This window comes from Bacillus sp. 22475 (assembly GCF_052044835.1).
Classification (GTDB): domain Bacteria; phylum Bacillota; class Bacilli; order Bacillales; family Bacillaceae_G; genus Bacillus_A; species Bacillus_A cereus.
The window spans coordinates 243,903-267,596 of sequence record NZ_JBQENW010000006.1 but is presented as its reverse complement, the minus strand read 5'-3'; the positions used below and the strand labels follow the sequence as shown (position 1 = coordinate 267,596).

Genomic DNA, 23,694 nt, shown 5'->3' with positions numbered 1-23,694 from the left:
CATACATATTTACATAAAAAAGAACAAAAACTAACGTCAGTTTCAATTCTGAAGAAGAGGTGAAAGCAATGAGTTTTAATTTACGCGGTGCCGTATTAGCGAATGTATCTGGTAATTCACAAGATCAATTACAAGAAACAATTGTCGATGCAATTCAAAGCGGTGAAGAAAAAATGCTTCCAGGTCTTGGCGTTTTATTTGAAGTCATTTGGAAAAACGCTGATGAAAATGAAAAGCACGAAATGTTAGAAACACTAGAGCAAGGATTAAAAAAATAAGCAATTTGAAAATCACCTTCGCATAAGCTAAGGTGATTTTTTTACGAAAAAAATTTTTCTTCTCCTAAACATTTCTACTTTACTAACGAACTATGATGGAGTACAATGTTCAAAATACATTTAAACCGATCGATTTTTCTTCGTATACATCATTAGATAAAAGGAGTGAATGTTTTATGCACCGTATTACGCTTGAACAAGTTTTTAAACATCACATTACACAAAAATACGTAAACCGTTCCGGAATGGTCCACGCGATTGCTGTCGCTTACCATGCGTTTCACTTAGCTAAAAAGCACCACGCCTCAGTCGATGCTGCGACAAAAGCCGGTTTCCTTCATGATATCGGACATCATACGTGGTACACAGGCGGCGAATGGGACTATGACTTATATAAAAAGAATGATATCCATGCAATTAAAGGCGCAGAAAGAGCTCATAAATTACTTATTAGATTGGGAGAGCATCCAAAACTAGCAAAAGAAATTTCTATCGCAATTCTTCTTCATACAGATTCTTTCTTAGTGGAACAAGAAATTGAAAGAACATCTCTTCAAAACATTATTAAATGGGCAGACGAAGCAGATGAAGAACCAGGCGGAGCTCATCATTATAGAACGATTTCTTATGAAAAAGCACTTAAAGCTATTCAGCAACTAGATCGATTGGTAGAGCGTGAATTGCAAATAGAGCAAGCAAAATTGAATAACAAGGCAGAACATAGTTATCAATGAGAAAGAGGCATCACTACAGGGTGATACCTCTTTTATTATTTTATGGAAAATAAACCTTTATCCCGCATTAACGGGCAGTAAGACCCTCACCTCGAAATTCAGCAAAGACGAGGAAGTTAGGCGGGGAATCAACTGCCCGTAAAAGCCCGATTGGTGAGGGCTGATAATCAGTGGGGGATGAACCTCCCCAATGATTAAAGTTTCACTTTATATGTAATATTTAAATGTTACATTCAAAAACACTTTACTTTATAATTAAATATATAAATATAAAAGAGGTGATTTTACAAATGCAACCCGCTACACAGCTTTCTAATGAACAAAAATACTCGATGTCATGGGGACAATTTATTAGCTCTGTTTTATTCGCTTTTTTTGGAACTGGACTTATTACTGTGTTCCTCGCAATGCCATTAACAATTTATACAGCAGGTCTTACAGATAAAAAACAAGTTGCCCTGTATGAATCTATTGCAAATACTGTAAGTACCGTATTACAACTAGCTGTATTGTTATTCTTCATTTTTAAATTCGAACCCGCAAAAAAATTACTACTAAAATCTTTTAACTTTAAAACACTGAAAGAATGGCGCACATACGTATACTTACTTCTTTTCTTCGTTATCAACATCATACTCAATTACATCTTGTTAAATTATGTGTTCCAAGACGCAACAAAGCAGCAATCTTCCGCACTAAGCTTAGACGTCTTTAAGCAATATCAAATATTATTACTTCTCAGCTTTGCAATACTCACACCCATTTTTGAAGAGCTTATTTTCCGTGGTTTTATACTTCGCTTCTTCTCAGAACGCTTTCCATTTTGGATTGCAGCCATCGTAACAAGTTTCTTCTTCGGTATCGCTCATACATACTCACTTGGGGTAATGGTAATTACTTTCTTTATGGGATTATTAATGGCCATTTTATGTAAAAAAACAAAGTCCATTATTCCAGCTATGTTATTTCATATTATGAATAACATGTCGGCATTCTTAAGTTAAAAAGAGGTATCACCGCGATACCTCTTTTTACTCTTTTATCATAACTTCAAACTCTTCTGCGGTTAGCGCTTTTGATAATCCGTATCGTTATTACCCATTTCCTTCAATTTATATATATTCATTAATAATATCCAAAATAAACCTTATGTAGTAAAATATAACTTGACTATTATAAAGGAGTTTACATATGTTCAGTATTATGTGGATGGTTATTATGCCACTTCTCTTACTATGCGGAATTGCTGGTGGTATTTTTTTAATTGTAACAGGAATTAAACATCGGAAATTACTTGTTATCTTAATGGGGATTATTTGCTTTTCATTCGTTATAATGCCTTTTATTTTTTTGAAAACAGGTATCAATGGAGAAACCGTTCTCCACATTCCACCTGTCCTATATTGGATGCTTTTCTCTCTAGCTGGTTTATTAGCAGGATTGAATGGGGCACGTTCAAAAATTAAGAGTATACGCAACATGGGATTCATTATTTTCTCAATAGGACTGTTTGCAGCTATTTGCTATCAACTCATGTCCATGCCTGATTCAACTTTTATTCGTTAAGGAGTTATTACATATGGAATCTACCGGTTTATTTATTTGGCTTATCTTAGCCCCTATTTTGTTATTATGCGAATTCATCGTCGGCTTTTTTTTAATTATTGCTGGCATGAAGCATCGTAAATTACTTACTATTATAGCTGGTTTAATTAGCATATTACTTATCGTTGTTCCTATCGTTTGTATAGGTTCTGGAATAGATTTAGAGGGGATGGTTCCAATTTCGGGAACTTTATATTGGTGCTTCTTCTCTTTAGCTGGACTATTAGCTATTATAAGCGGCAGGCAAATATCGAGTATTTGTTCTATGGGGACAATTTTGTTTATAACAGGGCTGTGCTCTGTAACTGGTTATCATCTTTTATATGTAACTGCATAAAAAAGCAGGGAAATTAATTCCCTGCTTTTCTATTTGGTTTATTGCCTGATGGTAAGAAGAACGATAACACCCAAGCAATCCCTGCAAGTATCGTTGCAATTAAGAAGGCATCGTTAATACCGTTAATTGCAGATAGCTTTGAAATTTGTCCATATAATAGTTGCGTACCCATCGCATCTCCTGCTTGCGCTGATCCAGCTAAAGCCGCTAAGCTTTGCCCTATACCGTGTACTTTATCAACTAAAATTGGGTTTGACGTCGTTAACATATTTCCATAATCTGCTACGTGAGCAGTTGTTTGTTGCGTCATAAGTGTGATTAAAATCGCTGTTCCGATTGAACCAGCTACTTGTCTTGACGTATTTTGCGTTGCTGTACCGTGAGAAATTAATTTCATCGGCAGTGCGTTCATACCAGCTGTCATAATTGGCATCATAATGAATGACATACCAATTGAACGTATAATATAATCCGTCATAATAACGCTATACGGTGTATCCATCGATAATTTTGTAAATTCATATGTCGCATACGTCGTAATTGCCAATCCAATTATCGCTAATGGACGGATGCCATATTTATCGAATAATTTACCCGCTACTGGTCCCATGATCCCCATAATTAATGAACCTGGAAGAAGTAGTAAACCTGATTCAATTGGCGTGAAGCCACGAATATTTTGTAGATATACTGGAAGTAATAGCATACCTCCGAATAATGCCATCGTTACAATTGCATTAATTACTAAAGTAAAAGTAAATACTGGATATTTAAACACTTGTAAATCAAGCATTTTATTGTCCGTTGTTAACTCTCTCCAAATAAATAACGCTAAACCAATTACACCGATAACAAGTGAAATAATGACTTCTGCACTAGTCCAACTATTATTTCCAGCTTCACTAAATCCGTACAATAAGCTTCCTAGTCCAATACTTGAACTAACCACACCGAATATATCTAATTTCGTTTTAGACACTGGCTGAGCTAGTGTAAAGAATTTTAAAGATAGGAACGTAATAATTAAACCAATAATAAACATCGCATAGAACATTAAGTTCCAGCTATAGTTTTCAATCACCCAACCTGTTACAGTTGGTCCGATAGCTGGTGCTAAAATCATCGCTACACCTAGTAATCCCATCGCTGCTCCGCGCTTATGAGGTGGGAATAATGTCATGAAGATATTCATACCAACTGGCATTAAAATACCCGCACCAACCGCTTGAATAACGCGGCCCGTCATCATCATTGTAAAGTTTCCTGAAGTAGCACAAATGATAGATCCTACCGTGAAGAATAACATTGCTGCTACGAATAATTTACGATACGTAAATCGTGAAACTAAAAAGGCACTAATCGGTACTAAAATACCATTTACAAGCATGAAGCCTGTAATTAACCATTGTGCTGTTGAAGTTGATACGTTAAATTCATTCATTAACGGCGGCAATGCAACGTTTATGATTGTTTGGTTTAAAATAGAAACGAACATACCGAGAATTAATACTGTTACAACTGCTTTTACGTTCACATTCTCTATAGGCATAGACGTTTGTTTTTTCGGTACTTCTTTTTCTTGTTTTACTTCTTCTTGCTTGCCTGTTTCTAATTCAACTACATTAGAAATTTCTACTTCTTGCTTTTGTTCAATTTCTTTCTCTTCTGTTTCAACTTTACTTACTTCTATTTTACTTACGGCTGGGACTTGTTCTTCTCCCACGTTCGTTTTTTTCTTTCGTAAAAGACGATTTACAAGGAAGAAGACGATTATACAAAATAGTGCATATCCTACAATTGTAATTGAGGACATCTCATCTCCCCCTTACTTATGAATACGAACTGACACATTCATTCCAGGAACAATATTTACTGATTTACTATGATCTAAAGAAATTTTAACTGGTACTACTTGTGTTACTTTCGTATAGTTCGCTGTTGCGTTGCTTGATGGCAACATAGAGAATGTATTTGCTGTTGTTAAGCCAACTTGTTCTACTTTTCCTGTTAACGTTGTATCTGGGTATGCATCTACATACACATCTACATCTTGACCTTTTTGAACATCATCAACATCTGTTTCTTCAATGTTTGCTGTTACCCATAAATTGTTCATATCGAATGCGTAAGCAATCGGGCTACCAGCTCCAACGAAAGCATTTGTTGTTGCGTTTGATTGTACAATCGTTGCATTTTGTGGAATTGTTACATCTACTGTTTGTTCTCCATTAGCTGCCGCTACAGTAACAGCGCCTAATTTATCGTTCTCATTATAATTTTTTCCTACTTCAGCTTTCCAGTCAGTTAGTTTACCTGCTACTGGCGAAGCAACCGGAATTACCTTTCCATCAATCTTTGCATTGTCTGTTTTTAAGTAATTTTCCGTTTGGTTGTAATAGTAATAACCGCCAATACCGCCGCCAACTAGTACAGTTAATGTGATAATGTTGATAATTACCATTCTTCGAAACTGATTCATTGCATTCCTCTCCTTATATCGCATATAATTTTTTCTAAACTATTTATGTCCTTATTGTTTAGATTGTTTAATTGTTAATTATATTAACCTTTTAACAAAAAAATCACACCATCTGCAGAGTAAATCGAAACTTATCTACCTGCGAGCGGTGCTGATTTCTGAAGGACTATCGTTTATAATTATAAATAATTATTTTGAATCTACAACCGACAATTCACGTATGAAATGTTGCTTAAACAACAATATAATACCAATATGTTGTTTAAGTATAGAAAATTAAACGAGGAGAAGTAAAATGTCTATTAAAAATACAAATGATCCACGTGTAAAGCGAACGAGACAACTCATTCAGGATGCTTTTGTCGCTTTAGTAGGCGAAAAAGGCTTTGAAAATGTAACTGTGCAACATATCGCAGAACGCGCTCCTGTAAATCGCGCTACATTTTATAGCCATTACCATGATAAATATGACCTATTAGACAAAAGTATTGAAGAAATGTTAGAGAAGCTAGCAGAAGTAATTAAACCGAAAAATAGAAATAAAGAAGATTTTCAACTTACATTCGATTCACCTCATCCTACATTTTTGGCTTTATTCGAACATATCGCAGAAAACGTGAACTTCTATAACGTTATGCTTGGGGATAAGGCTGCCGGAAACTATTCTTATAAAATGATGAAAACGATACAAGTGCATTTAACATTAAGCTTGTCTATTTCACAACCAGATGACGAAGATCTTATGGTTCCTCGTGATATTTTGATTAGTTATGTGACAGGGGCTCACATCGGAATGATTATGTCATGGTTAAAAAGAGGAATGATATATACCCCGCATTTTATGGCGATGCAATTAACTCGTTTAATTATTTTAGGCGCTCATACTGCAGCGGGATTAGAACGACCTTTTTAAAACACAAAAAAGCGAAGGAAAATCTCCTTCGCTTTTTCTATTAATTAAATGTAATGTTATGTACAGCCTCTTTATCAAGACGTTTAATAACTTCTACAATTAACTTCACTGCATTTTCATAATCATCACGGTGTAACATTGCCGCATGAGAATGGATATAACGCGTTGCAATTGTAATTGCCATAGAAGGAATACCGTTTACAGCAATATGAATCGCACCCGCATCCGTTCCTCCGCCCGCTACTGAATCATATTGATACGGGATTTGTAATTCATCAGCAACATCAACTACGAAATCACGTAAACCTGTATGTCCAATAACAGAAGCATCATATAAAATGATTTGTGGTCCATCGCCCATTTTACTTTGCGCTTCTTTTGACGTTACACCCGGTGTATCTCCAGCGATACCAACATCTACTGCGAACGCGATATCTGGTTTAATATAATTCGCAGATGTTTTTGCGCCACGAAGACCAACTTCTTCTTGTACAGTTCCAACGCCGTATACAACGTTTGGATGCTTTTCATCTTTTAATTGTTTTAATACGTCAATTGCAATTGCACAACCGATTCGGTTATCCCACGCTTTTGCAAGTAACATTTTTTCGTTCTTCATCACTTGGAATTCAAAGTACGGTACAACTTGATCTCCTGGTCGTACGCCCCACTCCATCGCTTCTTCTTGGCTAGAAGCACCGATATCGATGAACATGTCTTTAATTTCAACTGGCTTTTTACGAGCTTCTGGAGGTAAAATGTGCGGTGGTTTTGAACCAATTACACCTGTTACATCTCCTTTACGCGTTACAATCGTCACGCGCTGTGCAAGCATAACTTGTGACCACCAGCCACCAACCGTTTGGAAGCGAAGGAAACCTTTGTCATCGATTTGTGTAATCATAAAGCCAACTTCATCTAAGTGACCTGCAACCATAATTTTTGGGCCGTTTTCTTCCCCTACTTTTTTCGCAACTAAACTCCCTAAATTATCAGTAGAAAGTTCGTCCGCAAACGGCTCGATATATTTCTTCATTACTTCACGTGGTTCACGTTCGTTACCAGCAATACCACGTGCATCCGTTAATTCTTTTAGCATTGTCAATGTCGCGTCTAATTTTGTCATTGCCAACACCCTCCTTTTTCTTCAGTCAATTCATTATACAATAATTAAATTGAAATATTCAAAAATTAAATTAGTATCCTTGTGTTTGACGCTGATGATTTACTTCATTTTTATCTAAATATGCTTTTTCAATCTCTTCTTGCTCAAATTCAAGTGCTTGTCCAAGTCGAAGATAGCTCGTAAATAATTCAATATAGTTTGTAATAGATGGTTGATCTGTAAAACGAATTACTTTCGCATATGTGTCTAAGAAAATTTCCACTTGTGTTTTATTCGTTTGTGCACATTTATAGAATAGGAAGTTTTTATCAATACCTAAATCAATTCCGATTGATAAAATAAAATGCAAACCATCTACGTATTCTTCTAATATTACTTCACGTTCCGAAGCTGGTTTGTTGCTCCAATATTTAAAACAACGTGTTTCATTTGCAAGTTCACCAATTTCTACAAGAAGAGCTAACATTTTTTCTTTTAACAATTTTTTCGGTTGTAAGTCATGTTCTTTTGCAATACGGTCATCTAATTCTTTTTGTAATTTAAATAGTTGTAGTAAGTCCATTCTATTGTCCTCCTCCAACATCGCATTTTACGTAACAATGTTGTTTCATCTCAAAGTTCATTATTATGTTTCAGTTCTTATGAATAAGTCAGCTATCTACCTCTTTATAAAATAGCTTGTCCTTAATTTGCAAATACGTTTCAGTCATCACTCTTAAATTGTTCATCTGATGAAAGTTCCATATCATCTTTCCATTATAGCAGTGTCGTTTCGGCTAGGAAAGATACTCTTCTTTCCAAACGTGCATAATTAAAAAAAGCCAGGAGGATTCTCCTGACTTCATATATATATTCTTCTATATCACTATAGTTTTTATGTTGATTTTGTCATATCGATAACAACACATACGTTAATCTTTAGAACTTCAAACTTCTCTCTGAATACAAACAAAAAACCTTAGAAGAAAATTCTTCTAAGGTTTCAACTAATTAATTAGTTAATGTTGTTTTTTGCAACTGTTGCTAATTCAGCGAAAGCTTTTTCGTCATGAACAGCTAAGTCAGCAAGCATCTTGCGGTTAACTTCGATGCCAGCATTTTTAAGACCGTGCATTAAGCGGCTGTAAGAAAGACCATTCATACGAGCTGCTGCGTTGATACGTGTAATCCATAATTTACGGAAGTCACGTTTCTTTTGACGGCGGTCACGGAATGCATACATTAGAGATTTCATAACCTGTTGGTTAGCAACCTTGAATAATGTATTTTTTGAACCGTAGTAACCTTTTGCTAATTTAATTACTTTTTTACGACGTTGACGAGTAACTGTACCACCTTTTACTCTTGGCATAATATTACCTCCTAATTGTTCTATATATCAGCCGAACTTATTTTAAGTTGTCAAGCATTTGACGAATGCGTTTGAAGTCACCAGCGCTTACTACACCAGCTTTACGTAGTTTACGTTTAGCTTTTGTAGATTTGTTAGCGAATAAATGGCTTGTGTAAGCGTGAGAACGTTTCAGTTTACCTGATCCAGTCTTTTTGAAACGCTTTGCAGCGCCGCGATGAGTTTTTTGTTTAGGCATAGGTATTTCCTCCTCTATCTATTACTTATCGTTTTTCGGTGCTAAAACTAAGAACATACTGCGTCCTTCCATTTTAGGCTTAGATTCAACTGTACTAACTTCAGCACAAGCTTCTGAGAAGCGATCTAAAACACGTTGACCGATTTCTTTATGAGTAATGGCACGTCCTTTAAAGCGAATTGACGCTTTAACCTTGTCGCCTTTCTCTAAAAACTTGATAGCATTACGAAGTTTTGTGTTAAAGTCGTGTTCATCAATTGTTGGACTTAAACGAACTTCTTTCATGCTAATTACTTTTTGATTTTTGCGCTGCTCTTTTTCTTTCTTCTGTTGCTCAAAGCGGAATTTACCGTAGTCCATAATGCGGCATACTGGCGGTTTCGCATTTGGAGCAACTAATACTAAATCAAGATTAAGATTTGCAGCTAAGTCTAAAGCGTCATTACGAGACTTGATTCCAAGTTGATCGCCATTTGCGCCAACTAAACGTACTTCACGTGCACGAATTTGCTCGTTAATCATCATATCCTTGCTAATAGTAAGCCACCTCCAAGGTTTTCTCAGAACATATTTTGTAGTCATAGAACCCGACAAAAAAAGTGCGGGCATACGACACCCACACTTGTAAAATCTTAAGTAAGAAATACATTTACCTGCTAACTGCGAATGCGTCCATCAGGTGAGAAGCGGGTGCTTCTACTTGTTCCACAAAACAATATTCTATTATCCTTGATGAGTTTATCATAGGACATGACGTCTGTCAAGAAGACGCGATGTGTTTTACTAACAACAAGAAATATTGTAACAAACAACTAACATACTTGCAATACTTTTTTATGATAAGTGTTACATGGTTATTTTTTCTAGTTTTTCTCTTTTATATTACAAAGAAAAGCCGCGGTATACCGCGGCTTTTTCTTATCGTTTTCCTTCTACTTTAATCATGTCAACAAAAGCATCTAATGCGATTGTTTCTGATTTTTGTTCACCATATTTACGTACGTTTACACCGTTTTCAGTTACTTCATTGTCACCTACTACAAGCATGTACGGAATTTTTTGCATTTGTGCTTCACGAATTTTGTAACCGATCTTCTCTTCACGAGTGTCTAATTCAACACGGATACCAGCACGACGCAATTCGTCTTGTACTTTCTTCGCATAGTCTAAATGTACTTGCGGAGAAACTGGAATTACTTGTACTTGAACTGGAGCTAACCAAGTTGGGAATGCACCTTTGTATTCTTCAATTAAGAAGGCTACGAAGCGTTCCATAGTTGATACAACACCACGGTGAATTACAACTGGACGATGTTGCTTACCGTCTTCGCCAACATAAGTTAATTCAAAGCGTTCTGGAAGTAAGAAGTCTAATTGTACAGTTGAAAGTGTTTCGTCTTTCCCAAGAGCAGTACGAACTTGAACATCAAGTTTTGGACCGTAGAATGCCGCTTCACCTTCAGCTTCATAGTAATCAAGACCCATTTCATCCATAGCTTCTTTTAACATACCTTGTGCTTTTTCCCACATCTCATCATCCGCATAATACTTTTTAGTATCTGCTGGATCACGATAAGATAGACGGAATGAGTAGTTCTCTAAACCGAAATCTTTGTACACTTCTAGAGTTAAGTTTACAACACGTTTTAACTCTTCTTTAATTTGATCTGGACGAACAAAAATGTGCGCATCGTTTAAAGTCATTCCGCGTACACGTTGTAATCCAGATAACGCACCTGACATTTCATAACGGTGCATTGTTCCAAGTTCCGCAATACGGATTGGTAATTCACGGTAGCTGTGAATATCATTTTTATAAACCATCATATGGTGAGGACAGTTCATTGGACGAAGAACTAATTCTTCATTATCCATTTCCATTGATGGGAACATGCCATCACGGTAGTGATTCCAGTGACCAGAAGTTTCATATAACTCTCTACTTCCTAATACTGGAGTGTATACGTGATCATAGCCTAAGCTTGCTTCTTTATCAACGATGTAACGCTCGATAATACGACGAATTGTTGCACCCTTTGGTAACCAAAGTGGTAACCCTTGTCCTACTTTTTGGCTATTAGTAAATAGTTTTAATTCTTTACCTAATTTACGGTGATCGCGCTCTTTCGCTTCTTCAAGCATACGTAAGTGCTCATCTAATTCTGCTTTCTTAACGAATGCAGTACCGTAAATACGTTGTAGCATTTTATTATTGCTATCGCCGCGCCAGTAAGCACCTGCAACGCTTAATAATTTAAACACTTTAATTTTCCCTGTAGATGGAAGGTGAACACCACGGCAAAGGTCGAAGAATTCACCTTGCTCATAGATTGAAATAACTGCATCCTCTGGAAGATCGTTAATTAAATCTAATTTTAACTCATCACCAATTTCTTCAAAGCGACGAAGTGCTTCTGCACGTGGTACTTCATGACGAACGATTTCTAAGTTTTCGTTCACGATTTTTTGCATTTCTTTTTCGATTTTCTTGAAGTCTTCAACTGTAATTGCTTCTTCCATATCGATATCGTAATAGAAGCCATTTTCAATTACTGGACCAATGCCAAGCTCAAGCTTAACATCTTTATATAAACGTTTTAACGCTTGTGCTAAAAGGTGGGCTGTTGAATGGCGTAAAATATATAAGCCATCTTCAGAATCTAATGTAATAATAGAAACTGCACCATCTTCTTCGATTGGTGTAACAAGATCGATCATCTCATCGTTTAATTTTCCAGCTACAGCTTTTTTCTTTAAGCCTGGGCTAATAGAAGCTGCGATTTCTTCAGTTGTTACGCCTTTTGGAAACTCCTTCACAGCTCCATCAGGGAAAGTAATTTTAACTACATCTGCCATCACTGGTCACTCCTCTTTTTCTCAAAATAAAAAACACTCATCCCGTAAAAAGGGACGAGTGTTGAATTCGTGGTTCCACCCTTGTTCCAATTAACATAATTGTTAATTGCTCAAGTTCAACATAACGGTGTTGTCCGTTAGCAATTACTAGAAAAAACGTTCACTGCTAAAGTTTAGAGGTGGTAAGTAATAATCCCGTACTAGGAAGCTCACACCCTAAGGCTTCCCTCTCTGAAAATCGTAGAAAACTACTCATGTCCTCATCATGACATTTCGATATATTTCATTTATGTAGGTAATTATATGCTCAAAAACTTAGAAAATCAAGGGCGTTACCTTTATTTTTTAAATTTTTCACATTGCGCTCAAAATCGTGTAATCCATGTAATTGGACCCGTTCTTGAAACACATTTCGCAAAGTAATAATCATATTATGGTCTTGTTCTTTCGTATATAAATAAATCTTTTTGGGCGAAATAGAAAGAAGCGGCGCAATTACTTTCGTATCAATATATACATCGTTTTGCTTTAATAATTCCTCATCTATATATTGGACCAACTTCTCCTGTTTTAAACGTCTACCTTTATCATCATAAAAGATAAAGCTTTCATCAAAAATAAGATGCACACAGGACAAGCGTGATTTACGGCTACTTACTTGTTGCCGAAGCGTCTCAATGAACATTTGGTATTCTTGCTCCATCTTATATTCATCAATTGCCACTTCCGCAAGTTTAGCCACCATTTCCCTATATGTACGAAGACGAAAACGGATATATGATGAAAACGAGAATGAGAGCGGATCACAAAGCCAATTATTTAAAGAAGACTTAATATATGACTCAAATGCGTTACGCGTTAAATCCTGAGCTACACCTTTTCTTCTTCCCTTTAAAATCTCATGTGCCATGTGCAATATTTGATGACACTCTTCTTGTTCTTCATAAAAAAACTTTTCTTTTAAAATCGTATAAATCCACTCATTTTGTTTCACATTCACAATGAAATACACCATTACTGGCAATAAGATCTTTTCAATATAATTCGATTCACGTACTGGTATGTGAATTACCACTTTTTGTTCCTGTAAATACACACTCGTTTCCTTATATAATACTTCCGCTCTTTTCAGCAATTGTCTATATACGTGCATAGCATCATTTTTTTCTTCGAAGCAAATTTCAATCACTTTTGTCCCCCCTTTTATCCCAGCTCTAAAGGACTGTATCTATACGTTACAAATCCTATAAGAGTCCGTCCCGTGGAAGTTCACTCTTAGTAGAATTACATTTCCTATCGTTAGAAAATCCACTCAATATGGCTTGCTAATTTTATATATATTAAGGGAGGGAGAAAAAAATGATACAAGCTACTATGAATTTTTTTATTGTATACTTTACTTATTACTAAAGGGAGGTATCTGAATGTATGAATATAAATTCGTAAAAGTCGAATTGCATTGGGGGCTCACTCGTTCAAAACTAGCTGAAGACTACCAAGAAATTATTCAAGAACACGCTAGAGATGACTGGAGGTTCGTACAGATTGTAGCCCCTACGATTGGCAGTTCTGGACAACCTGAATATTTCGACCTCATATTTGAAAAGAAAATATCACTATAATACAAAAGAGCAAGCTTCTCAGCTTGCTCTTTTACTTATGACGACGGTTTTTCCCACCAATTGGAATTGGTTTCGCTAAATATTTAATTCGTTCCATAATACGTGCTGCCTTCATTTCTTCAGCCTCACCACGTTGTGTATACGTTAAATGATGTTCCAATTGTTTAAAATCAAAATTAGACGTAAAGAACGTCGGTAAGTTTTCTAACATACGGAATTGCAAGATTGCACCAAGCACATCGTCACGCACAAAGCTCGACATCGCTTCTGCCCCGATATCATCTAACATTAAAACTTGTACGCGTTTAACCGCATCAATCTTTTCGCCAATCGAATTATCTTGAATCGAACTTTTAATTTCACGTAAAAATTCCGGGAAGTATACGAGCATCGAACTTATTTTCTTTCGAGCAAGCTCGTTCGCAATTGCTCCTAAAAGGTACGTTTTTCCTACACCAAATTTACCGTACAAATATAACCCTTGTGCTTTTTTACCTGGTTCATATGTACTTAAAAATTCATTCGCTGCGCCAATTGCATCGATACGTGCATTTAAGTCAGAAGGGTCTAAGTTTTCCATAGTTGCCTGTAAAATATCCGTTGGCATATATACACTTTGAACGAGTTTTTCATATTTCTTTCTCTCGTCATATGCTACTTTTCTAACGCAACGATCGTATTGAATATCAATCATCTTCCCTTGAATAACAAGCTTTGGCTCGTATCCTTGCAGCATATTTTTACATGCACCTAAATCCGGACAATCCACGCAACCTACACTTTGTCCAATATATTCATATAACTTCACAAGACTGCGCTCAATCATAGAAGTCGTTACTTCACCTTTATGTTCGTCTATAAATTCTTTTACACGCGGGTGCGCCATTACTTCTGCCTTTAATACTTCATATCTATTTTTAAAGTTTTCATTTTCCATTAATTTTGTAAATGAATTTTGAATATGCTCCATTTTCTCACCTCAAAGAGCGTTCATTCTCTTCTATTAATCACGCTTATATTTTTTTAACACTTCTTCTAATCGTTTTCGTTCATCTTCTAGCGTACTTGCATCTTTTTCTACACTTACATCTTTCTTCGCTGTTTCTTTCTCTTGTTCTTTCGGCTCTTCTTCCTTAAGCCAATCTGGCACCATTTCTTTTCGTACCGTTTTCTTCGCCGTACGGCCTTTTTTCTTTGTCTCAGCCCACTCTTGATATTGACGGTTCTCTTCTTTCGCTAACGCCATCGCGTCCGCTACTGTACCGACCTTTTTACGTGCCCAATGCCCAGCAATCTTCTCGACATACGTTTTCGCAAGTTTCATATCTGAGCGTAGCATAACGTAATAAATAAGTACATTCACAACTCCTGGTGTCAATTTTTGATTAATCATGACATCTTCAACGATTTGCAAGTCCGCTTTCGTTGCCTCTGCACCACCAGAAATCTCTTTCAATAATTGTTTTGGCGAGATTTCTTCTAGCTGCTTTATTAACATCTCCTCTTGCGATGAAGGCTCTTTCTCTTTCATCGTACGTGCAGCATGAGGCTGTACTCTTTCACTTAGTACCGGTAATGCTTGACCATTTTCAAATTGATACCAATCGCGCGCTCCTTTTCTAAGCCTTTCCATATCAATTGTTTGCATCTCTGTCACCGCACCAAGAACGATATTTTGCATCGATAACACATCTACACCATACACGTAAGCAAGTGTTATAACGCAGTCTCTTACTTGATCTGTAATCGCCTTTTTAGGAACAAGAGCGGACAATCCATCTACAAATAAAGAGAAATCAAAGAAATCATTCCAAACTTTCGGAGCGTCTCCCTTCTCGTTACTTGGCATAGTTGTCGTTTTTGGAATACGAAGGTCTTCTTGCGCATGCTCAAGCTGTCCTGGATTAAACGAACCAAACACATCATTGAAAGAGCGCGTAACATTTTCATAAGAAGCAAAATCAAATTCTTCTTCTAAGAAATATTGCTTTACTTGATTATATTTTGTCCGACTCAATCGATTGTATAAAAAGATACTTAAAACAATATCATCAAAAAACTGCTTCGGAGATAAAGGTGGTTGCAACTCATATATGAACATTCGAATATCTTTTTCTTTCTTAATATATACCTTCAAAAGCCCAATTGCCTCTAACTTTACTCGTTCCTCATATATTTCAGGAAGTTGCATTTGCATAGTCACCATAAGGGAATGATGTGTATTCTCTTTTCCAAATACACGATCTTGCTCTAGCTCCCCCCATAGTGTCATGTATAAGCTAAAAGCTCTACTACCTATTAACGGCTGATACAACATCGTTAGTACTTTTCGGTCGTAATTATGCAGTAACCCTTTCGCACTTACTTTATAACGATCAATCGGCAATAGCTCCATCCATGACTGTTTTTCCATTCTTGCTTTTCCTTTCTCTCATCCAATCTATCCTCTACTTCATTCGTTCTATCTTCATTATATAAATTCTTAGTGAAAAAGAGCTATTAGCTTGCGCTTCTAGCTCTCTTATCCTATTACTTACGGTATGTAAAGAGAATAAAATACAACTTCTACTCTCTTTCTTTTTGCAGTATATCTTTTAATTCTTCAATAAATACATTTAAATCTTTAAATTGACGATATACAGAAGCAAAACGTACGTAAGCAACATCATCAATATCGCGAAGTTCTTCCATAACAATTTCACCAATCATATCACTTTTCACTTCTGATATACCTAAATTACGCAGTTCACGTTCCACGCTTTGTGTTACTTCTTCTAATTGTCTTAAAGATACTGGTCTTTTTTCACACGCTTTAATTAAACCGCGTAAAATCTTTTCTTTATTAAACTCTTCTCGTGTGCCTTCTTTTTTAACAACGATAAGAGGTGACTCTTCTACCCTTTCAAAGGTCGTAAAGCGACTTAAACAACTTTCACACTCTCTTCTTCTTCGAATAGAGCGCCCCTCGTCTACCGGACGCGAATCTAACACTCTTGTACCATTATGAGAACAGGATGGACAACGCAATTCATTCACTCCTTTACACTATACTCTTTATTTTTCTCTACTCAATTCACCTAAAATATATATACAATATTATATAACTCATTCTAACTCTCTTACCACTTTAAGTTTCAGCGCATCACTTTATCATCTCATACTTAAAAATAAGATGGTATATAGGGCACTACCTCATTTGCAAGAGTCCAATGTATTCAACTAACGAGTACGTTATATTTTTCCTTTTTTATAAACTAAAAAAGAGGTGCATTATACACCTCTTTACATTTTAAATCAATTATGTTCTTTTTTAAAGAGCTTTTGTTTCTCTCTGCTTAATTTCGAAGCTACCAGTGCCTCGAGGAAGCTCGATGCTCTCACGCGTTTTCGCGTTTAAACCTTCTGCAATATATTCTGCAGCAACATTTGGATCAATACGATCCCCACAAGTATAAACATCAATACTTGCGTAACCGTGCTCCGGAAAGCTATGAATTGTTAAATGTGATTCTGAGATAATTACTACTCCACTTACACCTTGTGGTGCAAATTTATGGAAAGCAACCTCACGCACTTCAGCACCAGCTCTTAGTGCTGCATCCACAAATAATTGTTCAATATACGGCATGTCATTAAGCTTGTCGAAATCGCAATCCCAAAGTTCAGCGATCACGTGACGACCCATCGTATCCATAGTATCCATTCTACAGTTCCCCCTTGTAAATTTATTCTAACTGTTCGAATTGAAAACTAATTTGCAATTTGGCTTGCTCCACTACCACGGGGGAAAGTTAGTCCAGAGAGGTCCTAACCCTTTAAGTAGTGACTACGTACCTCAGCTCTTAAGTTTACGAGTGTTAGTATACTTTGTTTATTTTCATTTTGCAACAACAGTTTTTTCGATTTTCTGTCATATTTTCCTCTTTACTTTTCCCTAAAAAAAATAAACGATTCACAAATGCAGTAATCACAACGTTTCGTGGTATGTCCACTTTTTAAAATATACTTATATAATTTTTTTCCTTTTCAGAAAAAAATAAAAAAAGAGGGCAAATATTGCCTTGCCCTCTCCTCCCTTATTCACTTAAATGTGTTGCACATTTTCTTGTTTCGCTAACTCTTCAACAACTAACGTTACAAGATCTACAACACGACGAGAGTAGCCCCACTCGTTATCATACCAAGCAAGTACTTTCACTTTACGATCACCCATTACCATTGTAGATAAACCATCGATAATAGCTGAATGTGTATTTGTATTAAAGTCGATAGATACTAAAGGCTCTTCGCTGAATTCTACAATACCTTTTAAAGCACCGTTTGCAACAGTTTTGAATGCATCGTTAATAGCTTCAACTGTCACATCGCGTTTTACATCTACTACTAAGTCAACAAGAGACACGTTTGGTGTTGGTACACGAAGTGCCATACCATGAAGTTTTCCGTTTAAGTGCGGAAGAACTTTTGCTAGCGCTTTCGCAGCACCTGTCGTTGTCGGAATGATTGATTGTCCGCAAGCACGTGCTCTTCTTAAATCTTTATGTGGGTTATCAATATTTTTTTGGTCATTTGTATAAGCGTGAACTGTCGTCATTAAACCGTTTTCAATTCCAAACTGCTCATCTAACACCTTCACAACAGGCGCTAAACAGTTTGTTGTACAAGATGCATTTGAAATAACAGTATGTTTTGTAATATCTAATTGGTCTTCGTTCACACCAACTACAATTGTTACATCTTCATTTTTACCAGGCGCTGTTAAAATAACTTTTTTCGCTCCAGCTTCAACGTGAAGAATTGCTTTTTCTTTTGAATTAAATTTACCAGTTGCTTCAATTACAACTTCAACACCTAAATCTGTCCAAGGCAATTCCTTTGGATCGCGGTTGTTTAAAAGGCGAATCATTTTTCCATCAACTAATAAGTGATCTTCAAATGCTTCTACTGTTCCGTCAAACTTGCCATGAACTGTATCATATTTAATTAAGTGTGCTAACGTTTCAGATGGATAGCTTGCATTGATTGCTACAATTTCGAATGCGCTTTCTTTTATTGCTTGACGAAATACCATTCTCCCAATACGTCCAAATCCATTAATTGCCACACGAGTCATAATATGTTATCCCCCTTGAATGCGTTATACTATTTATCTCCAATCCCAATAATAGTATAACACAAAAAGGAGATATGTCACTAAGCATTTTCATTAATTTCACAATTTTTTAGTCAATAATGTTCCACTTCTTTAAAATTACCTGCAATTGTGTTTTCGTTCCCATAATTGTGCCATCATTATTTATCACTTCATCTGCATTTTTCACTTTTTCTTCTAACGGCATTTGAGATTGAATACGAGCTGTTGCTTCTTCTTCTGAAAAGTTATTTCGTTTCATTAAACGCTCTAATTGCGTATGCGGCTTAACTGCTACAACTAAAACGCGGTCAACGAGACTTGTTAATTTGCTTTCAAATAAGAGAGGAATATCTAACACAACCGCTTGCATATCTTCTTTTATGTACATTTCCTTTTGCCTATTCATTTCCTCACGCACTGCAGGATGAACAATTTTATTTAACTGCAATCGTTTTTCTTCATTATAGAAAACGACACTTCCCAGTTTTGGACGATCTAGTTCTCCATCTTCTTGTAACACTTCCGTTCCAAATACTTCTACTATTTTGTTATATGCTGGTTTTCCTTGTTCTACAACTTCTCTTGCAATAACATCTGCATCAATAACTGGTATACTTAGCTCACGAAACATTTCTGAAACCGTACTTTTTCCGCTTGCAATGCCTCCCGTTAATCCAATTACTACTGTCATAATAATCCTCCTCATAATAAAAGGCGCGAAACCAAAGTTCCACGCCCATACTTACATTTTCCAAATTCCAATTATAATGAGTAATACCCCAGGCAGGAATGTAAATTTTTGTAACCACTTCATATTCGATAAAACCGTTCCAAGTTTCATTCCAATAAATAAAAACAAAGAACTCATAATTGCAACTAATATCGCCATCATAGCGGGTGCATACCCTAATAAAGATGCACCAATTCCGGCACCAAATGAGTCTACAGAAAGAGCGATACCAAGAAGCAATGCCTCTCCTGCAGAAATGGTGCCTGATTTATCAAAATCTGCTACAGTCGGTTTCCGTAAAATTTGAATCACTAGCCCTAGCGAGGCAATCTCTAATTTCCAGACCTTCTCCTCTTGCTTCGGTTCTTCTTTTTTCTCACTTCGAAAAAATTGATACAATACCCAAATCCCTATTCCAATAAGAACAAGCCCACCGATACGCGTTGCGATAACAGGTGAAAATACTTTCGCGATCATATGTCCAATTCCCATTGAAACAAGCATAACAGCCGCTGAACACATTCCGATAATTATAATTGATCTTAGTGGAATTCTTACGCTTCTTAAACCATATGTTAGCCCTACACTACAGCTATCTAAGCTTAATGTAAAAGCTAATAAAATAAGAGATAAATAAAGGTACATCGGTAAGCTCCTCCCTTATACATAGCTCTGCTGTATGTATATGACAAATGCCTATCCGATGTTATCTCTTTTCTATATTCTTGGCTGACAAATTGGGCAGTAATGCGTTCCTCGCCCGCCAACAACTGTTTTTTCTAATATCGTACCGCAAGTTACACACGGTTCTCCTTTTTTTCCGTATACATTTAGGAGTTCTTGGAACGAACCAATTTGCCCTTGTGAGTTGATATACGTTCGAATTGTACTTCCGCCACGCTTCACTGCTTCGCCTAGCGTTGTAACGGTAGCCTCATAAATTCGCTCAATTTCTTCTATTGTCAAAGACGAAGCTTCTCGTTCCGGATGAATTTGAGAACGGAATAAAACTTCATCTACATATATATTTCCAAGCCCTACTAAAAGACGCTGGTCCAATAGCACAACTTTTATTTTACGATTTGTCTTTTGCAATCTTTCTTGTAAATACTGTGGTGTCAATTCAGCATCAAACGGCTCCGGACCTAAGTCAGCAAGAGGCATTTGGTTCATCTCTTCACCTTTCTTAAAGAGATGCATCGTACCAAACTTTCTCACATCTTTATAATGTAATTCAGTTCCATCTGTAAATAAGAAACGGACGTGCGTATGTTTATCAATCGGCTCATCCTCTTGATGTAGTAAAAACTTACCTTCCATACGCAAATGTGAAACAATAACATAATTTGTTATATATAGAAGCAAAAACTTTCCTCTTCGCTTTATATTTTCAATCTTCTCGCCTTTTAGCATTTCTTTAAAGATTTCTGCATCATCCGGTCGTTTCACTATTTTTGGATAAGTAACAATAACATCTTCAATCGTTTTTCCTGTTACAAGATTTTCAAGTGTCCGTCTGACGTTTTCAACCTCTGGTAATTCAGGCATTTCATCACTTCCTTATTTTGCGTCGTACCAAGTTGGACCGTAAGAATAATCAACTTTCAGCGGAACTGCGAGTTCAATTGCATGCTCCATTACTTCAGGTACAAGCTGCTCTAATTTTTCAATTTCTTCTTTTGGTGCTTCAAATATTAATTCATCGTGTACTTGCAGAAGAAGACGCGCTTGTAATCCTTCTTCTTCTAAACGATCTGCCATAATAATCATCGCTTTTTTAATAATATCTGCTGCAGTACCTTGAATTGGTGTATTCATCGCTGTACGCTCAGCAAAGCTACGTAAATTGAAATTACGACTCGTAATTTCTGGAATATAACGACGACGATTTAATAATGTAGCCACATATCCTTTTTGTTTCGCATCTTTTACGATGTCCTCCATGTATTCTTGTACACCAGGGAAACTTTCTAAATACTTTTCAATAAATTCCGCTGCTGCTTTTCTTGTAATTCCTAAGTTTTGTGAAAGACCATAATCACTAATACCATACACAATTCCGAAGTTAACAGCTTTCGCTTGTCGTCTCATATTTGAAGTGACTTCATCTTTTTCAACGCCAAATACATCCATAGCTGTTTTCGTATGAATATCCATGTCATGCTGGAATGCTTCAACTAGCCCTTTATCATTTGCAATATGAGCTAATACACGCAGTTCGATTTGTGAATAATCAGCCGCATACATAATCCAACCTTCTTCTGATGGAACAAATGCCTGACGAATCTTTCTTCCTTCTTCTAATCGAATCGGGATATTTTGCAAGTTCGGATCCGTTGAACTTAATCGACCTGTTTGCGTTAACACTTGATTGAAACGAGTATGGATTTTAGATGAATCTTCATGTACAACTTTCAGTAAACCTTCAATATAAGTTGAATTTAGTTTCCCTAATTGACGATAATGTAAAATGTTTGGAATAATTTCATGGCGATCCATAAGCTTGTCTAATACATCAGCTGACGTAGAATAACCTGTTTTCGTCTTTTTGATAACCGGTAAGTTTAAGTTCTCAAACAGAATTACACCAAGCTGCTTTGGTGAATTAATATTAAATTCTGTTCCCGCAAGCTTATAAATTTCCTGTTCCATTTCCTTTAATCTACCTGCGAGTTCTTCTCCCATATTACGAAGACGCTCCGTATCAACTTTTACACCTTTTACTTCCATATCAGCTAATACACGCGCAAGTGGCAATTCTAACTCTGTAAACAGTTCATATTGCTCATTCTTCTTTAACTCTTCAACGAATGTTTGCTTTACATCATATAATACATGCACTTTACGAGCCACATGCTCCGCTACTACTTCTAACTCTGGAACAGCACGCTTCGCACCTTTTCCGTAAACTTCTTCATCTGATTTCACAGCATGCGTTTCTTTCATTTTCGCTACAGTACGGAAATCTTTATCTGTATCAGCCGGGTCAAGTAAATAAGCAGCGATTAATAGATCAAAGTCAATCCCTTGCATATCTATCCCATTCCATTTCAGTGCAACGATTGCTCGCTTCGCATCAAATGTATGCTTTCTCATTTCTCCATTTGCAAGCCATGCTTTAAATGCATTCGATGCAAGAGCAATATCCTTCTGAATAAAGTAGCAACCATTTTCATTTTGAATACCAAAGCCTTGAATATCCGCCTTATGATAATTATCTTCTTGCACTTCTACGATAAGCGCACTATCTTGCTGAAGCATTTCTTCTGTAACTTCTTCCACAATATCAAATGTAATATCATCTAATTCAGCTGGAGCTGTTTCTTCTGGCGTAACGCCTAATTTATTTAAAAGAGATGTAAATCCTAAACTCTCGAACATTGGAATCACATCACTTGCTTCATATCCTTTATACGCCATATCATCCACATGAACTGTAATCGGCGCATCTGTAATAATAGTCGCAAGATCTTTACTCATAAGAGCTTGTTCTTTATTTTCTTCCAGTTTTTCTTTTAATTTCTTCCCGCTTACTTGATCTAGATTTTCATACACTTCTTCAACCGTTCCAAACTGTGTTAACAATTTAATCGCCGTTTTTTCACCAACTCCTGGTACACCCGGAATATTATCTGATTGGTCTCCCATTAAACCTTTCATATCGATAATTTGCTTTGGTGATAAGCTATATTTTTCAAATAAAGATTCTTTCGTATATTCATCTACTTCCGTAATCCCTTTTCGCGGAATACATACAAGCGTGTTATCAGAAACAAGTTGAAGTAAATCTTTATCTCCTGAAATAACTTTTACACTTGCTCCTTGTTCACTCGCTTCTTTTGCTAGCGTTCCCATAATATCATCCGCTTCATAATTTTCTAATTCATAACGCGGTACATTGAACGCATCCAGCATCTCACGAATAAACGGGAACTGCTCTGATAATTCAGGTGGAGTCTTTTGACGTCCTCCTTTATACTCACTATACGTTTTATGACGGAAGGTTGTTTTGCCTGCATCAAACGCCACTAACATATGAGTTGGCTTTTCTTCCTCTAATATTCTCATTAACATCATTGTAAAACCGTAAATTGCGTTCGTATGTATACCTTTGTCGTTATTTAAAAGCGGTAGTGCAAAGAAAGCACGATACGCGATATTATTACCATCTACTAATACGACCTTTTTTTCCAAAATTGAAACCTCCCCATACAAATTTGAAATGATTTTTTTCACAGAAAAAAACCGTTCCTTTCCTCTCTCTATATTAACATGACTAATAGAGAGAAGA

At 36.3% G+C, this 23,694-nt stretch carries 25 protein-coding genes and 2 other annotated features; of the genes, 7 read left to right on the top strand and 18 right to left on the bottom strand.

Features of this window, described 5'->3' with window-relative positions:
* Positions 1-68: 68 nt before the first annotated feature.
* From sspI to ACTJJY_RS13005, 5 genes are all read left to right on the top strand, one after another.
* Positions 69-278 carry a small acid-soluble spore protein SspI gene (gene sspI / locus ACTJJY_RS13025; protein WP_000009509.1) on the top strand — a complete coding sequence of 70 codons (210 nt, stop codon included), beginning with the start codon at positions 69-71 and terminating at the stop codon, positions 276-278.
* 176 nt (positions 279-454) lie between these two features.
* Positions 455-1,012: an HD domain-containing protein gene (locus tag ACTJJY_RS13020; protein WP_000554803.1), complete on the top strand. Its 558-nt coding sequence runs from the start codon at positions 455-457 to the stop codon at positions 1,010-1,012.
* A gap of 290 nt (positions 1,013-1,302) precedes the next feature.
* A complete protein-coding gene (locus ACTJJY_RS13015; RefSeq protein WP_440605670.1) occupies positions 1,303-2,016 on the top strand; it encodes a lysostaphin resistance A-like protein in 714 nt (237 codons plus the stop codon).
* A gap of 187 nt (positions 2,017-2,203) precedes the next feature.
* The gene (locus tag ACTJJY_RS13010) at positions 2,204-2,578 is read left to right on the top strand and encodes an ammonia permease (RefSeq protein WP_440605669.1); all 375 of its coding nucleotides are present in this window, start codon (positions 2,204-2,206) and stop codon (positions 2,576-2,578) included.
* A gap of 13 nt (positions 2,579-2,591) precedes the next feature.
* A complete protein-coding gene (locus ACTJJY_RS13005) occupies positions 2,592-2,954 on the top strand; it encodes a hypothetical protein (protein WP_023523150.1) in 363 nt (120 codons plus the stop codon).
* 13 nt (positions 2,955-2,967) lie between these two features.
* Here the strand turns inward: ACTJJY_RS13005 and ACTJJY_RS13000 are convergent, their stop codons facing one another.
* Both ACTJJY_RS13000 and ACTJJY_RS12995 read right to left on the bottom strand, forming a co-directional pair.
* Positions 2,968-4,767, bottom strand: a complete 1,800-nt coding sequence (locus tag ACTJJY_RS13000; RefSeq protein WP_440605668.1) for a DHA2 family efflux MFS transporter permease subunit — start codon at positions 4,765-4,767, stop codon at positions 2,968-2,970.
* A gap of 12 nt (positions 4,768-4,779) precedes the next feature.
* Positions 4,780-5,433 (bottom strand): HlyD family secretion protein, encoded by a 654-nt coding sequence (locus ACTJJY_RS12995; RefSeq protein WP_440605667.1) that lies wholly within the window; start codon positions 5,431-5,433, stop codon positions 4,780-4,782.
* 295 nt (positions 5,434-5,728) lie between these two features.
* On the opposite strand from ACTJJY_RS12995, the gene ACTJJY_RS12990 reads away from it, so the two are divergent.
* Complete coding sequence (locus ACTJJY_RS12990) at positions 5,729-6,346, top strand: TetR/AcrR family transcriptional regulator (protein WP_000023661.1); 618 nt, start codon at positions 5,729-5,731, stop codon at positions 6,344-6,346.
* 40 nt (positions 6,347-6,386) lie between these two features.
* Here the strand turns inward: ACTJJY_RS12990 and ACTJJY_RS12985 are convergent, their stop codons facing one another.
* The 7 genes from ACTJJY_RS12985 to ytxC all read right to left on the bottom strand — a co-directional run bounded on the left by ACTJJY_RS12985 (position 6,387) and on the right by ytxC (position 13,106).
* Complete coding sequence (locus ACTJJY_RS12985) at positions 6,387-7,472, bottom strand: M42 family metallopeptidase (protein ID WP_000163555.1); 1,086 nt, start codon at positions 7,470-7,472, stop codon at positions 6,387-6,389.
* A 70-nt stretch (positions 7,473-7,542) separates the two neighbouring features.
* Positions 7,543-8,034 (bottom strand): dUTP diphosphatase, encoded by a 492-nt coding sequence (locus tag ACTJJY_RS12980; RefSeq protein ID WP_000365050.1) that lies wholly within the window; start codon positions 8,032-8,034, stop codon positions 7,543-7,545.
* 432 nt (positions 8,035-8,466) lie between these two features.
* The gene (gene rplT / locus ACTJJY_RS12975) at positions 8,467-8,823 is read right to left on the bottom strand and encodes a 50S ribosomal protein L20 (RefSeq protein ID WP_001138362.1); all 357 of its coding nucleotides are present in this window, start codon (positions 8,821-8,823) and stop codon (positions 8,467-8,469) included.
* Between the two features lie 37 nt (positions 8,824-8,860).
* Positions 8,861-9,061, bottom strand: coding sequence for a 50S ribosomal protein L35 (gene rpmI / locus ACTJJY_RS12970; RefSeq protein WP_001125945.1), 201 nt, complete (start codon positions 9,059-9,061; stop codon positions 8,861-8,863).
* A 21-nt stretch (positions 9,062-9,082) separates the two neighbouring features.
* On the bottom strand, positions 9,083-9,586 hold the full coding sequence (gene infC / locus ACTJJY_RS12965; RefSeq protein ID WP_000973215.1) for a translation initiation factor IF-3: 504 nt from the start codon (positions 9,584-9,586) through the stop codon (positions 9,083-9,085).
* 62 nt (positions 9,587-9,648) lie between these two features.
* Positions 9,649-9,769 (bottom strand) — a sequence feature (ribosomal protein L20 leader region).
* Positions 9,770-9,979: 210 nt separating this feature from the next.
* Positions 9,980-11,917, bottom strand: coding sequence for a threonine--tRNA ligase (gene thrS, locus ACTJJY_RS12960; RefSeq protein ID WP_000786077.1), 1,938 nt, complete (start codon positions 11,915-11,917; stop codon positions 9,980-9,982).
* 47 nt (positions 11,918-11,964) lie between these two features.
* Positions 11,965-12,193, bottom strand: a binding site (T-box leader).
* Positions 12,194-12,224: 31 nt separating this feature from the next.
* Positions 12,225-13,106, bottom strand: coding sequence for a putative sporulation protein YtxC (gene ytxC, locus ACTJJY_RS12955; protein ID WP_000569629.1), 882 nt, complete (start codon positions 13,104-13,106; stop codon positions 12,225-12,227).
* Positions 13,107-13,341: 235 nt separating this feature from the next.
* Here ytxC and ACTJJY_RS12950 point away from each other — a divergent pair, with 235 nt between their 5' ends.
* Positions 13,342-13,539, top strand: coding sequence for a DUF4177 domain-containing protein (locus ACTJJY_RS12950; RefSeq protein WP_440605666.1), 198 nt, complete (start codon positions 13,342-13,344; stop codon positions 13,537-13,539).
* Between the two features lie 31 nt (positions 13,540-13,570).
* On the opposite strand, the gene dnaI is transcribed toward ACTJJY_RS12950, so the two are convergent.
* The 9 genes from dnaI to polA all read right to left on the bottom strand — a co-directional run bounded on the left by dnaI (position 13,571) and on the right by polA (position 23,597).
* A complete protein-coding gene (gene dnaI, locus ACTJJY_RS12945) occupies positions 13,571-14,509 on the bottom strand; it encodes a primosomal protein DnaI (protein WP_000400120.1) in 939 nt (312 codons plus the stop codon).
* A 33-nt stretch (positions 14,510-14,542) separates the two neighbouring features.
* Positions 14,543-15,952 (bottom strand): replication initiation and membrane attachment family protein, encoded by a 1,410-nt coding sequence (locus tag ACTJJY_RS12940; protein WP_000415025.1) that lies wholly within the window; start codon positions 15,950-15,952, stop codon positions 14,543-14,545.
* A 152-nt stretch (positions 15,953-16,104) separates the two neighbouring features.
* A complete protein-coding gene (gene nrdR / locus ACTJJY_RS12935; protein ID WP_001203687.1) occupies positions 16,105-16,566 on the bottom strand; it encodes a transcriptional regulator NrdR in 462 nt (153 codons plus the stop codon).
* Between the two features lie 283 nt (positions 16,567-16,849).
* Positions 16,850-17,233: an adenosylmethionine decarboxylase gene (gene speD / locus ACTJJY_RS12930; protein ID WP_002003660.1), complete on the bottom strand. Its 384-nt coding sequence runs from the start codon at positions 17,231-17,233 to the stop codon at positions 16,850-16,852.
* 390 nt (positions 17,234-17,623) lie between these two features.
* On the bottom strand, positions 17,624-18,652 hold the full coding sequence (locus ACTJJY_RS12925) for a glyceraldehyde-3-phosphate dehydrogenase (protein ID WP_000198974.1): 1,029 nt from the start codon (positions 18,650-18,652) through the stop codon (positions 17,624-17,626).
* Positions 18,653-18,761: 109 nt separating this feature from the next.
* Positions 18,762-19,364: a dephospho-CoA kinase gene (gene coaE / locus ACTJJY_RS12920; RefSeq protein WP_440605665.1), complete on the bottom strand. Its 603-nt coding sequence runs from the start codon at positions 19,362-19,364 to the stop codon at positions 18,762-18,764.
* Positions 19,365-19,415: 51 nt separating this feature from the next.
* Positions 19,416-20,048: a sporulation membrane protein YtaF gene (ytaF, locus tag ACTJJY_RS12915; protein WP_000281743.1), complete on the bottom strand. Its 633-nt coding sequence runs from the start codon at positions 20,046-20,048 to the stop codon at positions 19,416-19,418.
* Between the two features lie 72 nt (positions 20,049-20,120).
* On the bottom strand, positions 20,121-20,951 hold the full coding sequence (gene mutM / locus ACTJJY_RS12910; RefSeq protein ID WP_440605664.1) for a DNA-formamidopyrimidine glycosylase: 831 nt from the start codon (positions 20,949-20,951) through the stop codon (positions 20,121-20,123).
* Between the two features lie 12 nt (positions 20,952-20,963).
* Positions 20,964-23,597 carry a DNA polymerase I gene (gene polA, locus ACTJJY_RS12905; protein ID WP_440605663.1) on the bottom strand — a complete coding sequence of 878 codons (2,634 nt, stop codon included), beginning with the start codon at positions 23,595-23,597 and terminating at the stop codon, positions 20,964-20,966.
* Positions 23,598-23,694 lie beyond the last annotated feature (97 nt).

Excerpts from the sequence above, each read along its gene's own strand:
- ACTJJY_RS13000 (WP_440605668.1), bottom strand. The coding sequence starts at position 4,767 with ATGTCCTCAATTACAATTGTAGGATATGCACTATTTTGTATAATCGTC.
- ACTJJY_RS13010 (WP_440605669.1), top strand. The coding sequence starts at position 2,204 with ATGTTCAGTATTATGTGGATGGTTATTATGCCACTTCTCTTACTATGC.
- ACTJJY_RS12990 (WP_000023661.1), top strand. The coding sequence starts at position 5,729 with ATGTCTATTAAAAATACAAATGATCCACGTGTAAAGCGAACGAGACAA.
- sspI (WP_000009509.1), top strand. The coding sequence starts at position 69 with ATGAGTTTTAATTTACGCGGTGCCGTATTAGCGAATGTATCTGGTAAT.
- ACTJJY_RS12980 (WP_000365050.1), bottom strand. The coding sequence starts at position 8,034 with ATGGACTTACTACAACTATTTAAATTACAAAAAGAATTAGATGACCGT.
- ACTJJY_RS13020 (WP_000554803.1), top strand. The coding sequence starts at position 455 with ATGCACCGTATTACGCTTGAACAAGTTTTTAAACATCACATTACACAA.
- coaE (WP_440605665.1), bottom strand. The coding sequence starts at position 19,364 with ATGACAGTAGTAATTGGATTAACGGGAGGCATTGCAAGCGGAAAAAGT.
- rplT (WP_001138362.1), bottom strand. The coding sequence starts at position 8,823 with ATGCCAAGAGTAAAAGGTGGTACAGTTACTCGTCAACGTCGTAAAAAA.
- thrS (WP_000786077.1), bottom strand. The coding sequence starts at position 11,917 with ATGGCAGATGTAGTTAAAATTACTTTCCCTGATGGAGCTGTGAAGGAG.
- speD (WP_002003660.1), bottom strand. The coding sequence starts at position 17,233 with ATGGATACGATGGGTCGTCACGTGATCGCTGAACTTTGGGATTGCGAT.
- ACTJJY_RS12940 (WP_000415025.1), bottom strand. The coding sequence starts at position 15,952 with ATGGAAAAACAGTCATGGATGGAGCTATTGCCGATTGATCGTTATAAA.
- ACTJJY_RS12925 (WP_000198974.1), bottom strand. The coding sequence starts at position 18,652 with ATGACTCGTGTGGCAATTAATGGATTTGGACGTATTGGGAGAATGGTA.
- ACTJJY_RS12950 (WP_440605666.1), top strand. The coding sequence starts at position 13,342 with ATGTATGAATATAAATTCGTAAAAGTCGAATTGCATTGGGGGCTCACT.
- ACTJJY_RS12985 (WP_000163555.1), bottom strand. The coding sequence starts at position 7,472 with ATGACAAAATTAGACGCGACATTGACAATGCTAAAAGAATTAACGGAT.
- ACTJJY_RS13005 (WP_023523150.1), top strand. The coding sequence starts at position 2,592 with ATGGAATCTACCGGTTTATTTATTTGGCTTATCTTAGCCCCTATTTTG.
- infC (WP_000973215.1), bottom strand. The coding sequence starts at position 9,586 with ATGATGATTAACGAGCAAATTCGTGCACGTGAAGTACGTTTAGTTGGC.
- mutM (WP_440605664.1), bottom strand. The coding sequence starts at position 20,951 with ATGCCTGAATTACCAGAGGTTGAAAACGTCAGACGGACACTTGAAAAT.
- dnaI (WP_000400120.1), bottom strand. The coding sequence starts at position 14,509 with ATGGAGCATATTCAAAATTCATTTACAAAATTAATGGAAAATGAAAAC.
- ytaF (WP_000281743.1), bottom strand. The coding sequence starts at position 20,048 with ATGTACCTTTATTTATCTCTTATTTTATTAGCTTTTACATTAAGCTTA.
- ACTJJY_RS13015 (WP_440605670.1), top strand. The coding sequence starts at position 1,303 with ATGCAACCCGCTACACAGCTTTCTAATGAACAAAAATACTCGATGTCA.
- rpmI (WP_001125945.1), bottom strand. The coding sequence starts at position 9,061 with ATGCCTAAACAAAAAACTCATCGCGGCGCTGCAAAGCGTTTCAAAAAG.
- ACTJJY_RS12995 (WP_440605667.1), bottom strand. The coding sequence starts at position 5,433 with ATGAATCAGTTTCGAAGAATGGTAATTATCAACATTATCACATTAACT.